Consider the following 15,430-nt stretch of genomic DNA (forward strand, 5'->3'; position numbering starts at 1 on the left):
CAGAGGATGTGTAAGATGGGGACGTTGATACCGGGCGACAAGAGAATGGAAATTATTCCGAACAAACCCAGCGGCTTGGGCGGCTGGATGATTCTGGTACAGATTGGACTTTATTTATCGATATTTCGCCTTATAGCTTTGATCTTTAATTATGTGATTCCATCGTTTAAACCGGAAATATGGGATGCTCTTACTTTACCGGATTCGCCTGCCTATGATTCGATGTGGAAGCCGTCGCTTATCTTTGAATCTGTAGCTAATGTTGTCTTCGTATTGTTTTCCATTTTCCTGCTGGTCTTGCTGTATCAGAAGAAATCCACTTTTCCTCGCTGGGCGATCTTTTATTATGTCACTAATCTGCTTGTACTTATTGTCGATTATGTGCTAATGGCTAATATCGAAGTTTTGCAGACGTTAGACGAAGGGAACTCTACGCAGGACATTGGAAGACTTGTCGTCTCTTGCGCCATCTGGATTCCTTATTTCATACGCTCAAAGAGAGTGCATAACACTTTTATACATTAAGAATCATTATAAGGGAAGTCGCTTATGGCGACTTCTTTTTTTTATGTATGTTCTTAGGAGAATAGGAGTGAGAGGTACGGGGGATAATCTCAAGGAAAGCTACTGTGACAGGAGTGACTACTGTGGAGAAACATCCCGCTGGAGCGAATAGCACCCGCACGCTGAGTAAGAGTGAACCTGCACAGACTCTTAGTACGTCACTGGATGGAACTTTGAGCCTGTTTCGGCGAATATTCAACAACGATGGAACTCTCAAGATACGAGTGATAAACAATATGCACAACGACAAGGTCCGCTGTGGCTTAATCTATATTGACGGGATGATTGACAGAGAGCTGGTTCAAGAGGGCATTATCAGACCGTTAACGAGCTTTGATTTTACCACAGCCGATATTAGCAAACCGGCCGAACTGATGGAGAGAGTCCGCACCCAGGTCGTCAATATTAGTGATGTGATAGTTTCTACAAATCTGGAGGAGTTAATTAGCGCTGTTGTCGCAGGAAAGACTTTATTGTTGTTGGATGGTTATGCTGGTGCGCTTAACCTTAACGCACAGGGCTGGGAGACACGAGCCATAACAGAGCCTACAACCGATAAAGCTGTCCGGGGTCCGCGAGAAGGATTTACGGAGTCGCTGCTTGTCAACCTGACACTTATTCGCCGTAGAATGCAGAATTCCGATTTGAAATTTATTTTTAGCGATATTGGGACACGCTCCAAGACACAAGTCTGTATCTGTTATATGGAAAGTCTGGCTTCACCGGATATTCTTAAAGAACTGCAAGGCAGGCTCGAACGGATTGAGATTGATCATATTCTAGATACTGGATATTTATCTGAATTAATTCGAGATGAGCCATATTCGCCATTCGAGATGATTGGAAGCACCGAACGGCCGGATTCTGTGGTGAGTAAAATGATGGAGGGTAGAATTACCGTACTGATAGAAGGGAGTCCCTTTGCATTGACACTGCCCTTTGTATTTGTAGAGAATTTCCAATCGAGTGAGGATTATTATATTAATTATTATTATGCCTCATTTAATCGATTCTTAAGGGTAATAGGGGCATTTATGTCCATAAGTATACCGGCTCTTTATGTAGCTCTGGTCACTTTCAGCCAGGAAATGCTCCCTACCATGCTATTGCTCAGTATTGCCACCGCCAGACTGGCGGTGCCCTTTCCTACCGTTGTAGAGGCAGTGCTGATGTTAACCATATTTGAGATTCTGCGTGAAGCTGGGGCCCGGATTCCCACCTCCATTGGCCAGGCTGTCAGTATCGTAGGCGCTCTGGTGCTGGGTCAGGCGGCTGTGGATGCGCGGATTGTCAGTGCCCCCATGGTTATCGTAGTGGGTTTAACAGGGATAACGACGTTATTAAATCCACGCTTGACAGGCCCTCTGATCATAGTACGGATATTACTGCTGCTTGCTTCTTTTTTCATGGGCATATATGGATATTTCTTCGCCTTACTTGGTTTGGTTATTCACTTGATGAGCCTGCGTTCCTTCGGAGTTCCCTATATGCTTGGAGTGGGTTCCATCCGGCCACAGGATATTAAGGATACAGCGATCAGAGCACCATGGTGGCATATGCATCAACGTCCAGCGATGATTGGGGCTCGTAATATGAAGAGAATGGCGTCCAAGAAAAAGGCAAGACGACCATGACCATAGGGAGAAGATGGCTGTTGTTCGTGATGTCACTGTTCATGCTGCCTAGTCTTTCAGGCTGTTGGAATTATGCTGAGGTTGAAGAGATGTCGATTGTTGCGGGCGTTGCCATTGACAAGAACGAGCCGGATGGCAAGCTATTACTGACTGCAGAGCTGTTCGATACCAAAGGGCAAATGCAGCAGAATCAGGCGAGCTTCAAGATTGTCAGTCTTACAGGGGAGACGATGTTTGATATTGTCCGGAATATGATCTCTTTGACGGGGAAAAAGTTGTTCTGGAGCCATGCCAAGGCGATTATCCTCAGTGAAGAGATTGCTAGGGAAGGAATCATCAAGGTAATTGATTGGTATAGCAGAGATACGGAAACAAGATCGGATGTTTATGTGTTTGTATCTTCAGAGAAGACAGCGGAGTCCATCTTTAATCTGAATACCATTTCAGAATCAATCATGTCCTTTGAGATCGCCCAAATGATGCGTGATGAGAAGCATGTCAGCACGGCTCCAGTGGTAGAAATCTGGGATTTCATTGACAAGCTGGAGACCTCGGGAAAATATGCAATAGCACCGCTTATCTATATTTATAAGAAAGCTGGACAACAAAATGAACGAGTGTACGGAACCGCTATCTTCGTTAAGGATAAGATGGTAGGCAAAATTAGTGGCGAAGAGAGTAAATATATGTTGTTCGCTACTAATAAAGTTACGGGAGGCGTGCTGGCTGTTAATAACAAGGAGGGGGTTCCTACCTATTCACTGGAGGTTTTATCCAATAGAACAGAACTTAAGCCCCAGTGGGTAAATGGCCGGCTGCAAATGAAAATCCATACAATATCACATACCAATCTGGACGAGGTGATGACAGCTGAGGGTTTCTCTACTTTGGAGAGTAAGAAAGAAATTCAGAAGCGGGCAGAGGATGAATTGCAAAAAAATATAGTCTCTGTAATCCATAAGTTGCAGCATGAATATCATGCAGATATCTTCGGATATGGAGAAATTATTCATCAGGATATGCCGAAGGCCTGGAAGAAGCTGAAGCAGGATTGGGAAGAGACATTTGTGGATATGGATCTAGATGTTACCTGCAAAATAATCATCGATAGCAGTGCCAAAACTTCAAGATCTATCAAACGGGGAGATTAAAATGGTCTTTATGGTTATGTTTGTATATATTTTCATCGTCCTATCCGATCCTTACGGGTTGCTGAAGCAGGGGATGAAGCGGGATTTCTATATGTGCTCGGCTTTGTGCCTTATATCCTTCTTCATTGCCTTCGCGATGGCTATGAAGTGGCCGATTCCTAGTCCTTCACCTATAATTGTAAGCTGGGTCAAAAAGTTATTATAGACCACACTCCTGAATGGAGGTAGAACATGAGTAAAGAGATTATACCGGCGGGACAGTCCATTAGTATTATTATCCTGTTTATTATCGGCAGCTCGCTCTTCATGGGAGTGGCAGGACAATCGGGCAATAGCAGTTGGATTGCCTTGCTGCTTGCTATAATGTTGGCGGTTCCTCTTATGCTCATGTACGCCAGATTCCATGTTCTTTTTCCGGGCAAGGATCTTTATGATATGCTGATACTCGTATTTGGGTCCTTATTCGGGAGAATTCTCTCTTGTTTGTATATATGGTATTCTCTGCATCTGGGTGCACTTGTGCTTAGAAACTTCGGGGAATTCAGTGCCACTGTAGCTCTAACTGAAACGCCAATGATTGCACCCATGTTATGTATTGGACTGCTCTGTATTTGGGTGGTTAAGGCGGGACTTGAAGTTCTGGGGAGAAGCGCTAAATTTCTGATGCTGTTCTCCATTATTGTGATTATTATTGTCCAGATTTTATCGATACCCAGATTCGATTACAGACACCTGAAACCGTTACTCGATAACGGTTGGCCAGTGGTTCTTTCCGATATGATGGGTTCCTTTACGTTTCCATTTGCTGAGATTGTAATATTCTTAGGCGCCTTCACGGTTCTTCCGAATAAAGGATCGGCCAAGCGGGTTCTATTAAGTGGAATGCTGATTGCCGGTTGGATTATCCTTGCAGTATCCGTGCGTAATTTGCTGGTACTTGGTCCTGATATTCTGTCCAGCTTATATTTCCCCTCTTACGTAGCCGTGAGCAGGATTAATATAGGTGATTTCCTGACCAGGATCGAGGGATCATCAGCCATTGTTTTTGTGACGGCCTCTTTTGTTAAAGTCAGTTTATGTTTATATGTAACGTGTAACGGAATCGCTAAAGTCTTCAAGCTCAAGAGCTACCGCTCTGTAGTACTGCAGATGGGATTGATCATGGTATACTTCTCCAAGTTTATATACAAAGATATTATGGAAATGCAATATTTTGCTTATCATATCTATAAGATATATGCGCTGCCCTTTCAGGTGGTTATTCCAGTGTTGCTATGGATTTGCGCCGAGATTACGGTCAAAAAAGGCAAGCAGAAGCAGCCAACAACACAGCAGTAGACTTGGCAAATAACGGTTTCCAAAGTCTGCATTAGATAGCTATAATAATAGAAAGGTCTGCTGTATGTAAGTATTATACAGAGGGGAGAGAGTCACTTGAGTGTCAACTACATTGTGATGCCCTCTTATTGGGGCAGAGAGGTTAGACATAAGCATATTTCACAGGGCTCTAAGGTGCTTGTTGTTATTTTTCCAGGTAAAAATTATTCGGCAGAGCGACCATTGCTGGAGTATGCGGCTAAAACTGCATGGGAGTATGAATGTGATATTCTGCTGCTGGAATACGGTTATCAGAGTGCCAGAGCAGAGTTTAAGCGTGAGGAAATCAGCATCGTTGTCGAAGAATGTATGGGAGCTATAGCCTCTCTTTCTGATTATGAGCAATTTATATTCATCAGCAAAAGTATAGGGACGGTTGTGGCAGGGAAGATAGCGAAAGCATTGGATATCCAGCAGAAGACAGACCATTTGTATTTAACTCCTTTGCCTGATACTCTGCCGCTGATTCGACAGAGTCGGGGCAGCCTTATTTATGGGAGCAGTGATCCCTTGTTCAGTGAACAGCATTCCGGAGAGATTAACGGGTTATCCAATATTAAAGTCTATCGCATCGATGATGCCAATCACTCTCTGGAGGTAGACTCTGTAAATGAGTCACTGGCTATACTTATTGTGATTATTAATATATACCATGAATTTTTCCGCACTGCGCTGGTCTGAACGAAATGGAGGGATTGCATGAATGGGAAGCTTGTAGGAGAAGGCCGGACAGCTGAAATTTGGGAGCATAAAGATCAGACGATTGTGAAGCTATACCGAGAGGATGTACTGGAGCAGCATATTATTCGCGAGTACGCCATCAGCCAATTCGTGCATGCACAGGGCATTCGTACGCCACAGCCTCTTGAGATCGTAACCATTGAAGAGCGTAAAGGTATTGTATTTCAACAAATTCATGGTCCTACACTATTGAAGGTGATGAGCGAGAAGCCTTGGAGGACCAGCGAGTATGCCAAGAAACTGGCGGAGTTGCACAACAACCTGCACAAACTTGAGGCGGGAGAAGGCATCGGAGAGCAGAAGGAAATGTTAAGGAGCTGTATCATAAAGGCGCCCATGTTAAGCGGAGATGAGAAGTCAGCTATTCTAACCCATTTGGAGAAGCTGCCACAAGGAATACATTTATGTCATGGGGACTTCCACCCTGACAATGTGCTTATGGATGGACAGACGTGGGTTATCGACTGGATGACTGGAATGGCGGGAGAGCCAGCTGGAGATGCCGCGCGTTCGGTAGTTATGTTTAGTATGGGGGCGATGCCACCAAGAGCGTCACTCGTGACTAAATTAATGATAGGTATCGTTAGGAAAAGATTAACTAAGGGATATATCCGGGAATATATCCGCTTGTCGGGACATTCTAATGTAGAAATTGATCGATGGATTCTGCCAGTAGCCGCTGCCAGGTTGGTGGAATGGCTTCCACTTCAAGAGAAGGAACAGCTCGTTAAAGAAATTCGTAAACGTCTGCACTCCATACCTGCCAGTTAATGAGGCAAGCTAAGGCTCCATGCCATGGAGCCTTTTTTTGCGTTGAAATAGAGGTTATCCTGCTAGGGTACTTGATTCAGCAAACATTCAGCCCGCATTCATTGTGAGTTAAGGTACGGGTGCAATAATACCATTATGGAAAGATTGAACCGGGAAGGCATAACTACCGGGATTATAGAGTTATAGATGGATAGGAGTGGAGAGACATGAGATTATTCAAGAAAATGGGTTCAGATGTTGTTCTGTTGGTCATCTTGCTGCTTGCAGCGTTTCTGTACGGTTATGGAATTTGGAATGATCAATATGCAAATTCGTATTATACAACTGCAGTAGGGAGCATGATGCAAAGTTTTCATAACTTTTTCTTCATTTCACTCGATTCCGCAGGTTCGGTAACGGTTGATAAGCCGCCGGTAACGTTCTGGATTCAGACTATTTTCGCTTTGATCTTCGGATTGCATGGCTGGAGCGTAGTTCTACCGCAGGCGTTAGGTGGGGTTGGTTCGGTATTGCTTGTATACCTGCTGGTTAAGCCTACCTTCGGTCGAACAGCTGCACGTTTAGCCGCACTGGCTATGGCAGTTACACCGGTAGCAGCGGCTGTCAGCCGCACGAATAACATTGATGCCCTGCTCGTATTCACTCTTTTGCTGGCTGCATGGTTTCTATTCAAAGGAACAAAGTCCAACAAAATGGGTAGTGTGCTTGCTGCCTTCGCACTGATTGGTGTTGGATTTAATGAGAAGATGCTGCAGGCTTATATGGTACTACCGGCTTTTTATCTATTTTATATCCTGGCAGCTAAAGTGAATTGGAAACGGAAAATAGCTGTACTGGCAGCAAGCACTATTTTATTAGTAGTGGTCACTCTATCTTGGGCAGTTACCGTGGATTCGATCCCTGCAAGTGAACGTCCTTTTATGGGCAGTAGTGGAACTAACTCTGTACTGAATCTTGCCTTCGGTTACAATGGGGTTTCCCGTTTGACCGGCGATCATGGTACAGGCGCTAGTGGTGGTGGCATGCCAGGCAACTTCCCAGCAATGAATGGTGAAATGCCAGCCATGAACGGAACAGGTGGACAAATGGCTACGGATAGCACCAGAACCGATGGTGGCCGAGGAACTGCAGGTCAGGGAAGCACAGCAACTGGCACCGAAGACGGCGGAATGCAAGGGCAGATGCCTAGTAATGGATCAGACGCTGACGGACGGAAATTTGGTGGCGGAGATGGAGGCCAAGGCACCCGTGGCGGCATGAATGGCGGTGGTGGTGCCGGTGGAATGTTTAATACAGGAACTGCTGGTCCATTACGGCTGTTCCAGAAAGATCTGTCGGGTCAGGCCAGCTGGTTACTACCGTTCTTATTGTTCGGCTGTATCGGAATATTCGCCAGTTTGCGCAGAAAAAACTTTACGCAAAAGCATAAAGAAGCTTTATTCTGGCTGGCTTGGCTGGTGCCCATTATGGGCTTCTTCAGTATCGCAGGTTTCTTCCATCAATATTATCTGGTGATGATGGCTCCGCCGATTGCCGCACTGGTTGGTGCAGGCTGGTCACAGTTATGGAGCTTATACCGGGAACGAACAGGTTGGTTATCCTGGCTCCTGCCAGTAGCAACGCTGGTCACAGCAGTCTTCCAATGGTACATCATTCATCCTTATGACGATACTATTGGCAGCGGTTGGTCCATAGGTGTACTGGCTGCCGGAATCGTAGTTGCTCTGCTACTGATGGTCATGAAAGGAAAGGATAAGCCCTTCATGTATGCATTAGGTGTTGCTGGATTGCTTGTTCTGCTAATTGGACCACTCTACTGGGCAACCACTCCAATAACTTATGGATTGAACAGTATGATTCCGGCAGCAGGACCTGATAGCAGCAGTAGTGGTATGGGTGGGTTCGGCCAAGGCGGGTTCGGTCCAGGAACAACAGATCAAGCTGCCACTAACCAAGCACTTGGCAGCCTGGGCGCCATGGGCCCAAACAGCTCTGCGGGGGTCAATGAGAATTTGCTGACCTATCTGCAGGAACATAATACTGGCGAGAAATACCTGTTCGCAGCTATGGATTACAGTACAGCAGCTCCTTATATCATCGATGAAGGTGCAGCAGTGGTCATTCTAAACGGCTTCAATGCTTCAGATACGGTATATACCACTGATACGCTGAAGGCGTTGGTTGAGAGTGGGAAAGTGAAATACTTCCTAGTATCGAGCGGAGGTATGGGCGGCGGACGCGGCGGAAACTCTGAACTGACTACCTGGATTACGGAGAATGGAACAGAGGTTCCGGCCGCAGATTGGCAGGGTACGGGTGCTAGCAGCGGTACATTATACGAAATTACTTTGAACTAAGATTGTGTTTAGTTAACCGGGAGCGCGTTTTCGAGCCTAGCTGTAGCGCGCTTCATGATTACAAATTAGAGGAGGAGCTGCTCATGAGTACTACAGTGCGCTATTCCATTATTATACCGATGTTTAACGAAGAGGCAGTTATTCAGGAAACGTACCGGCGAATCAAGAAAGTGATGGGAACGACCGGTGAGATCTATGAGCTTATTTTCGTCAATGACGGAAGTACTGACAATTGTGCGCAAATGATAGAGGAGTACAGTTACTGGGATGAGAGTGTAAAGCTGATTGATCTGTCTCGTAATTTCGGGCATCAGGTAGCGATCACAGCAGGAATGGATTATTCACTGGGGGAGGCAGTAGTCATTATTGACGCGGATCTGCAGGACCCTCCAGAGCTGATCCTCAAAATGATCGAGGAATGGAAAAATGGTTATCAGGTTGTCTATGCTAAGCGTATCAAACGTAAGGGTGAATCCTTATTTAAAAAGTGGACGGCTAGCCTCTTTTACAGAGTACTGCGTTATTCAACCGATATCTCCATCCCGGTGGATACAGGCGATTTCCGTCTCATGGACCGTAAAGTAGTCAATGAGCTTAAACGTCTGCCGGAGAAAAACCGCTTTGTACGAGGCCTGGTTAGCTGGGTTGGCTTTCGTCAGAAGGCGCTTGAATATGAACGTGACGAACGTCTGGCCGGAGAAACCAAATATCCGCTGAAGCGTATGATCAAGCTGTCGCTCGATGGCATTACTTCTTTCTCTTATAAACCGCTGAAGCTGGCTGGATATCTAGGAGCTCTGCTGTCCGCATCCGGGTTTCTGTACCTTATGTATGTGTTCTACTTGGCGATCTTTACGGACGAGGCCGTTAAGGGCTGGGCGTCGATGATCGGCATCACACTTACCTTCAATGGTTTTGTGCTTGTCATGCTGGGAATTTTGGGCGAATATGTCGGACGGATATATGATGAGTCAAAGGGTCGTCCGCTCTATATTGTTCAGGAGTTCTATGGAGGAAAGAAGCAGCAGGATGTACAGGAGCACCGGGTAGCCCATCTCCATAAATAAAGTGCAGGAGAGTGATTCATCGTGAAGATCAAAAAGGCTGTTATTCCTGCCGCTGGACTAGGCACTCGATTCTTGCCGGCAACCAAGGCCCAACCGAAGGAAATGCTGCCTATTGTCGACAAACCGGCCATTCAATACATTGTGGAGGAAGCGGTCCGATCTGGAATTGAGAGCATTATTATTGTGACAGGACGCAACAAGAAGTCGATTGAGGACCATTTTGATAAATCGGTGGAGCTGGAGCAAGTACTGCTGGAAAAAGGAAAGCTAGATCTGCTGCGCGAAGTGCAGGCGATCAGTGAACTGGCGACCATACATTATATCCGGCAAAAAGAACCGTTAGGCCTAGGACATGCCATCCTCTGTGCCGAGCAGTTTATCGGCGATGAACCGTTCGCAGTTCTGCTCGGCGATGATATTATGATCTCGGAAACCCCAGCGATTTCGCAAATGATGAAACTGTATGAGCAGACAGAGAAGACAATTGTTGGTGTCCAGCAAGTTCCTAGACAAGAGGTCAATAAATATGGGATTATCGCCTCTAATGGTTCCTTGAATGGTGTACATGAGGTGAGTGGACTAGTTGAAAAGCCAACGCCCCAGGCTGCACCGTCGGAGAACGCGATTATGGGACGGTATATCTTACAGCCTTCGATATTCTCGGCGTTGACTAAACTGGAACGTGGGGCTGGCGGTGAATATCAGCTGACGGATGCCTTGCATGAAGTATGCCGCAGCGAAGGGCTGCTGGCTCTTGATCTGATTGGCAAGCGATATGATATCGGTGACAAATTTGGTTACATTCAAGCTACGCTGGAAATCGGCTTGCAGCGGGAAGAGTTGCGCCCACTGCTGCTGCCCTATTTACGGAAGCTGGTCGCTGAGTTAACCGTAACGGCTAAATCACTCTAACGGAGGGTACAAAGCTTCGCAATTTATAAGGCTGTTCCAAATTGCCAGGGTCTACAGACCCTGCTAATTTGAAACAGCCTTTTTGCGTTATTATTTTTCAGTTAATGGCAAAAAAACTCCAGAAGGCAGACTCTAGGGAGTCCGCTTCCGGAGGTATCGAAGACATTATGCTTTTAGAACATCATGATCAACAAATCGTGCGCCGTTCAACTCGCTGATAATATTAATGGCAACCTTGGCTCCGTCGCCTGCAGTAATGATGGCATGTACACTTACTCCGGCTACGGTGCCGGCGGCCCAGATGCCTTCGATGTTCGTTTTGCCTTCTGTATTTACAGCGATGACTGTTTTGATTCTTGGCTCTGTGCCATCTTTAGTTTCTACGCCAGCCAGGGCTGCCAGATCGGTCAGAACGCCGGTGGCAAGGATTACATGTTTGGCTTCATAGCTTATGCCGCTCTCACTTTCAATAACAAAACCTTCGCCGCTTGGAGAGAGCTTGACGGCCTGTTCCGATACTAGCTCCGCACCAAACTTCACCGCTTGTTTATGTCCGGTCTCAACCAGATCGGGTCCCCCTATTTCGGAGATTCCGTAATAATTCTCATACCATCCTCTACGAGTCATACCTTTGTCATTGTCGATCAATAGCGTCTTTTTACCTGCTTTGGCGGCGAATAAGGCTGCGCTTGCGCCCGCAGGACCCGCACCAATAATAGCGATCTCATACATAATTTGGCCTCCTAAGTTTTATGGAGCATCTACTTCTTTGACATCACTTCGTAATAAAACCACATCGTAAGCATAAGCCTAGTTTTATGGAGCATCTGCTTCTTTGGCATCACTTCGTAATAAAACCACATCGTAAGCATAAGCTCCTAACACTTACTATTATAACGTTGGTTACAGCTCTTTAGCTAATCCTTTCAGACAAGGAAGGGTAACCAGGAAGGTGGTGCCTTCACCCGGCGTGCTGCTCACACTAATCTCTCCGCTATGGGCCTCTATGATGGACTTTGTAATGGATAGACCCAGGCCTGAGCCACCGTATTTGCGAGTGCGTGAAGAGTCGCTGCGGTAGAACCTGTCGAAGACATGTGGGATATGTTCGGCTGTGATACCAAAGCCATTATCACGAATGATCAGTTCTGCATGGGTATCCCGAGCATTCAAGGAGAGATGGATATCGCCCTGTTCTGCATCCGTATGCTGTACTGCATTGTGAAATAGATTGAGTATAACCTGCTTTATTTTATCAGGGTCGTACATACCACGTATGCCATAGGAGATATCGAAGGTGACCTTACGGTTTCCGGCCAGCAACAGAAGATTAGGCTTCATTTCAGCAATGACTTCCCCAATTAGCAGATTCGTAACCCGCAGTTGCGGAGCACCATCCATCCGAGCTAACAATAGCAGATCCTCTACCAGCTTGTTAATTCGCTTCGATTCACCATGCATGCTACGCAAGGCACTGTACAGTTGTTCTTGGTTGTCGGCGGCTCCACGCAGCAGTACTTCCAGAAAACCGTGAATGGAAGTAAGCGGAGTTCGCAGCTCATGCGATGCATCTGCTGCGAACCGGCGCATCTGTTCCTTGGCTTCCCGTTCATTTCGGAAGGATATTTCAAGCCGTTCCAGCATACCGTTAAAGGACTGGGACAATTTGTCAATCTCGGTCTGCCCCTGTTCAACAGGAAAGCGCACATCTAAATTCCCAGCATCTATGATCTGAGCGGCTTCACCCATATTGGATAAAGGAATCAGCGTTTTTCGCAGCGCGGGTAAATACATGAAGAGACCAGCCAGCAGAGCCACTACGGACAATGCTGCGAAAATAAGCAGCTGCTGCATGATCACATCTGTCAAAGGTCCCGTGTTCACACTCATTTGCAGCAATAGCTTGGAATTTCCGGGCCTGCCCAGATTCATGAATACGGCTAGGTGCTCACTGCCGTCTTCAGCTGTTATGAGCCTATAATCCCCTGTTGCTCGGTCTGTAGTGTGATTGAGCAGCAGCTTATTATATTCCTCATTGGTCAATTTTGGGGCAGTGGAATCCGCCAAAGTTTCTTGCTGGAAATCACGAAAGGTACCGTCTGAGCTATAAATAGCAATCGTCGTATGGGCATCCAGCAGAAGGGGGCGTCTATCCCCGGCTTTTCGTAGTGTGCCTTCACTATCGGTGATGCCTCCGCTCTTGGAATTAAAGCCGTTCCCGTTTGGAATTTCTCCATTGGGAGGGTTGAATTCTGCATTGGTATTGTTGTTGGCAGTACCGTCTCCACTTATTGTGTCATCCTCGGAGAGATACAGGAAGGTGTAATAAAATTCGCGTGGAACCGAACGCATTTGTGTTTCCATGGACTCCGCTCTATTGCTGTATATGAAATCCCGCATCAGAACATATTGCAGTACTCCGATTAGCAGAAGCAGTCCTGATAGAATAAGGAGTGAGATAGCCAACAACTGCTTGCGTAAGGAGCGTGGAGCAGGCAGTCGTCGGAAGAACTTCTTTATACGGGCAATCATACAAAGTCCACCCTGTAGCCAGCCCCCCGCAGGGTGCGTATGATCCGGTGTTCCTTATCCCCTAGCTTTTCACGGAGTGAACGGATGTAGACTTCAACAATATTTTCTTCGCCGCCAAAATCATAGCCCCATACCTTGTCGAGGATCATGGGCTTGCTCAGTACAAGGCCATGATTAATGACCAGATATTGCAGCAGTTCGTACTCCGTAGGAGAGAGTTCAAGAACCTCCTCCTTATGACGGATTTCTTTTCTCCTTCCATCGATTCGAAAAGGGCCACAACGAACCTCCCCGAGCAAGCCGGGAAACTGATTGCGCAGCCTTGCCTGAATACGGGCTAGCAGCTCGTCAAAGCTGAAGGGTTTGACCATATAATCATCAGCTCCAATAGACAATCCTTTAACGCGATCATCTATCTCGTCTTTTGCGGTAAGCATGATGACGGCAAGTTCAGCCTCCTCCGAACGGAGGTAGCGGCACAGCTCGAAGCCGTCCATACCTGGCATCATCACATCCAGAATTGCGACATGGGGCTTGAAATCTGCAGCGACAGCTATCGCTGTTAATCCGTCTGGGGCAGTTCTCACTTCAAATCCTTCATTTATCAAACCCAGTTCCAGGAACTGGAGTATATGTGGCTCATCATCTACGAGCAGCAGTCGCACACCTTGGGAAGCTTTCATTCGGACTCCTCCATTTTCAGTAATAGATAGATACATTATGACACACGCGGTTGAACGTTTGCTGAAGAATAGAGCATTGTTTTTAATATTGGAATAATAAAAATCTTTCATTTCTCATCAAATTGGTTAATCTAATAATAAGAAGGATTAATCTGATTAATAAGGAACCTGATCAAAAAATCAGGAGTTTTATGATCCAGTGATAAAGGGTTTTGACGGCTGCTCTAGAACACTTTACAATAAGGATAATATCCCGATTTTGGAGAGATGTCTCCATATTCGGTAACCTGTCCCGAATCTGTATGTTCCCCCGTTTGGTAACCTGATTAAGCTTCCTACCCATTATTATTTCTTTTTAGTTCCTTCATTTTTGAATATCTACTTTGGAGTCATTATTACACTGTATAATTCATTCAACCAAATTTTGTTTTGCTTCACTACCCATAAGTTTAAGGGAGGCTCTTCTATGAAGAAAAAAGAAATGGTAGCTATGCTATTGGCGGGAGGCCAAGGGAAAAGGTTGAAGGGATTAACCAAATCCATTGCCAAGCCCGCTGTTTATTTTGGGGGGACTTACCGAATTATCGATTTCCCCTTAAGTAACTGTACCAATTCGGGTATTGATACAGTAGGCGTGCTGACTCAGTATGAGCCGCTTGTGCTGCATTCATATATTGGAATAGGCAGCGATTGGGACTTGAACCGTAAGAATGGCGGCGTATTCGTATTGCCACCACATGAACGGGAGAACGGAAGCAGCTGGTATCGGGGAACGGCCGATGCGATTTACCGAAATCTAAAATTTGTTGATCAATTTGATCCCGAGCATGTTCTGATTCTTTCGGGTGACCACATTTATAAAATGGACTATAATGCTATGCTGCAGTATCACAAAGAAAGAAACGCTGATTGCACAATTTCTGTGATTGATGTTCCACTAGAAGAAGCAAGCCGCTTTGGAATATTAAATACAGATGAAGATCTGAAAATTTATGAATTTGATGAGAAACCTGCGAAGCCTAAGAGTACACTTGCCTCGATGGGGGTTTACATTTTTAAATGGGATGTTCTCCGTAAGCACTTATTGGAAGATGGCGAGAATGCGGGTTCCTCGCATGATTTTGGCAAGGATATTATTCCTTTGATGCTGGAAGACGGCATGTCTCTGTATGCTTATCCTTTTGAAGGATATTGGAGGGATGTAGGTACAGTGGACAGCTTGTGGGAAGCGAACATGGATCTGCTCAGCGATAATCCTCCGCTTAACCTAAATGATCCTAACTGGCGTATATTTACTCGCAACCCGAATCAACCGGCACAATATGTTGCACCGGGAGCCAAGGTGTCCAGCTGTATTATTAATGAAGGCTGCAGGGTATATGGCGATGTTAAACACTCGGTTCTCTTTTACGGCGTAGAAGTGGGTGAAGGCAGTGTGATTACGGATTCGGTCATTATGCCGATGGTGAAGATTGGTAAGAATGTGCGGATTCATAAAGCGATTATAAGTGAAAATACGGTAATCGAGGATTATATGGAAATCGGCGTCGAACGGGAGAATGAAAACGAAATTCTGCTGGTCGATAATCGTAGTCAAAAGCGGAAATCTGTTGCAGCCAAAACCATATAACCAGTAGAGGA

13 protein-coding genes are annotated in these 15,430 nt (G+C 45.9%); 10 read left to right on the forward strand and 3 right to left on the reverse strand.

Features of this window, described 5'->3' with window-relative positions; translation table 11 throughout:
• Positions 1 to 15: 15 nt before the first annotated feature.
• From GJB61_RS21155 to galU, 9 genes are all read left to right on the forward strand, one after another.
• The gene (locus GJB61_RS21155) at positions 16 to 525 is read left to right on the forward strand and encodes a DUF2569 domain-containing protein (protein ID WP_195724422.1); all 510 of its coding nucleotides are present in this window, start codon (positions 16 to 18) and stop codon (positions 523 to 525) included.
• 122 nt (positions 526 to 647) lie between these two features.
• On the forward strand, positions 648 to 2,198 hold the full coding sequence (locus tag GJB61_RS21160; RefSeq protein WP_154121025.1) for a spore germination protein: 1,551 nt from the start codon (positions 648 to 650) through the stop codon (positions 2,196 to 2,198).
• Positions 2,195 to 3,349: a Ger(x)C family spore germination protein gene (locus GJB61_RS21165; RefSeq protein WP_154121026.1), complete on the forward strand. Its 1,155-nt coding sequence runs from the start codon at positions 2,195 to 2,197 to the stop codon at positions 3,347 to 3,349. The genes GJB61_RS21160 and GJB61_RS21165 overlap by 4 nt, the downstream gene beginning before the upstream one ends.
• Positions 3,350 to 3,580: 231 nt before the next feature.
• Positions 3,581 to 4,687, forward strand: a complete 1,107-nt coding sequence (locus GJB61_RS21170) for a GerAB/ArcD/ProY family transporter (RefSeq protein ID WP_154121027.1) — start codon at positions 3,581 to 3,583, stop codon at positions 4,685 to 4,687.
• 96 nt (positions 4,688 to 4,783) lie between these two features.
• Positions 4,784 to 5,407: an alpha/beta hydrolase gene (locus GJB61_RS21175; RefSeq protein WP_154121028.1), complete on the forward strand. Its 624-nt coding sequence runs from the start codon at positions 4,784 to 4,786 to the stop codon at positions 5,405 to 5,407.
• A gap of 18 nt (positions 5,408 to 5,425) precedes the next feature.
• Complete coding sequence (locus GJB61_RS21180; protein ID WP_154121029.1) at positions 5,426 to 6,238, forward strand: aminoglycoside phosphotransferase family protein; 813 nt, start codon at positions 5,426 to 5,428, stop codon at positions 6,236 to 6,238.
• A 206-nt stretch (positions 6,239 to 6,444) separates the two neighbouring features.
• The gene (locus tag GJB61_RS21185) at positions 6,445 to 8,595 is read left to right on the forward strand and encodes a glycosyltransferase family 39 protein (RefSeq protein ID WP_154121030.1); all 2,151 of its coding nucleotides are present in this window, start codon (positions 6,445 to 6,447) and stop codon (positions 8,593 to 8,595) included.
• 83 nt (positions 8,596 to 8,678) lie between these two features.
• Complete coding sequence (locus GJB61_RS21190) at positions 8,679 to 9,662, forward strand: glycosyltransferase family 2 protein (RefSeq protein ID WP_154121031.1); 984 nt, start codon at positions 8,679 to 8,681, stop codon at positions 9,660 to 9,662.
• Positions 9,663 to 9,680: 18 nt separating this feature from the next.
• A complete protein-coding gene (galU, locus tag GJB61_RS21195) occupies positions 9,681 to 10,574 on the forward strand; it encodes a UTP--glucose-1-phosphate uridylyltransferase GalU (protein ID WP_338116010.1) in 894 nt (297 codons plus the stop codon).
• A 165-nt stretch (positions 10,575 to 10,739) separates the two neighbouring features.
• On the opposite strand, the gene GJB61_RS21200 is transcribed toward galU, so the two are convergent.
• From GJB61_RS21200 to GJB61_RS21210, 3 genes are all read right to left on the reverse strand, one after another.
• Positions 10,740 to 11,306, reverse strand: coding sequence for an FAD-dependent oxidoreductase (locus GJB61_RS21200; protein ID WP_154121032.1), 567 nt, complete (start codon positions 11,304 to 11,306; stop codon positions 10,740 to 10,742).
• Positions 11,307 to 11,477: 171 nt separating this feature from the next.
• Complete coding sequence (locus tag GJB61_RS21205) at positions 11,478 to 13,106, reverse strand: sensor histidine kinase (RefSeq protein ID WP_154121033.1); 1,629 nt, start codon at positions 13,104 to 13,106, stop codon at positions 11,478 to 11,480.
• On the reverse strand, positions 13,103 to 13,789 hold the full coding sequence (locus tag GJB61_RS21210; RefSeq protein WP_154121034.1) for a response regulator transcription factor: 687 nt from the start codon (positions 13,787 to 13,789) through the stop codon (positions 13,103 to 13,105). Before GJB61_RS21210 ends, GJB61_RS21205 begins: the two co-directional genes overlap by 4 nt.
• A gap of 466 nt (positions 13,790 to 14,255) precedes the next feature.
• Between GJB61_RS21210 and GJB61_RS21215 the strand changes: the two genes are divergently transcribed.
• Complete coding sequence (locus GJB61_RS21215; protein ID WP_154121035.1) at positions 14,256 to 15,419, forward strand: glucose-1-phosphate adenylyltransferase; 1,164 nt, start codon at positions 14,256 to 14,258, stop codon at positions 15,417 to 15,419.
• Positions 15,420 to 15,430 lie beyond the last annotated feature (11 nt).

The organism is Paenibacillus monticola, from assembly GCF_009664975.1.
Classification (GTDB): domain Bacteria; phylum Bacillota; class Bacilli; order Paenibacillales; family Paenibacillaceae; genus Paenibacillus_AQ; species Paenibacillus_AQ monticola.

Bases quoted from the DNA above. Each gene is read 5' to 3' on its own strand.
- GJB61_RS21155 (WP_195724422.1), top strand. From the start codon at position 16: ATGGGGACGTTGATACCGGGCGACAAGAGAATGGAAATTATTCCGAAC.
- GJB61_RS21165 (WP_154121026.1), top strand. From the start codon at position 2,195: ATGACCATAGGGAGAAGATGGCTGTTGTTCGTGATGTCACTGTTCATG.
- GJB61_RS21170 (WP_154121027.1), top strand. From the start codon at position 3,581: ATGAGTAAAGAGATTATACCGGCGGGACAGTCCATTAGTATTATTATC.
- GJB61_RS21180 (WP_154121029.1), top strand. From the start codon at position 5,426: ATGAATGGGAAGCTTGTAGGAGAAGGCCGGACAGCTGAAATTTGGGAG.
- GJB61_RS21185 (WP_154121030.1), top strand. From the start codon at position 6,445: ATGAGATTATTCAAGAAAATGGGTTCAGATGTTGTTCTGTTGGTCATC.
- GJB61_RS21190 (WP_154121031.1), top strand. From the start codon at position 8,679: ATGAGTACTACAGTGCGCTATTCCATTATTATACCGATGTTTAACGAA.
- GJB61_RS21200 (WP_154121032.1), bottom strand. From the start codon at position 11,306: ATGTATGAGATCGCTATTATTGGTGCGGGTCCTGCGGGCGCAAGCGCA.
- GJB61_RS21205 (WP_154121033.1), bottom strand. From the start codon at position 13,106: ATGATTGCCCGTATAAAGAAGTTCTTCCGACGACTGCCTGCTCCACGC.
- GJB61_RS21210 (WP_154121034.1), bottom strand. From the start codon at position 13,789: ATGAAAGCTTCCCAAGGTGTGCGACTGCTGCTCGTAGATGATGAGCCA.
- GJB61_RS21215 (WP_154121035.1), top strand. From the start codon at position 14,256: ATGAAGAAAAAAGAAATGGTAGCTATGCTATTGGCGGGAGGCCAAGGG.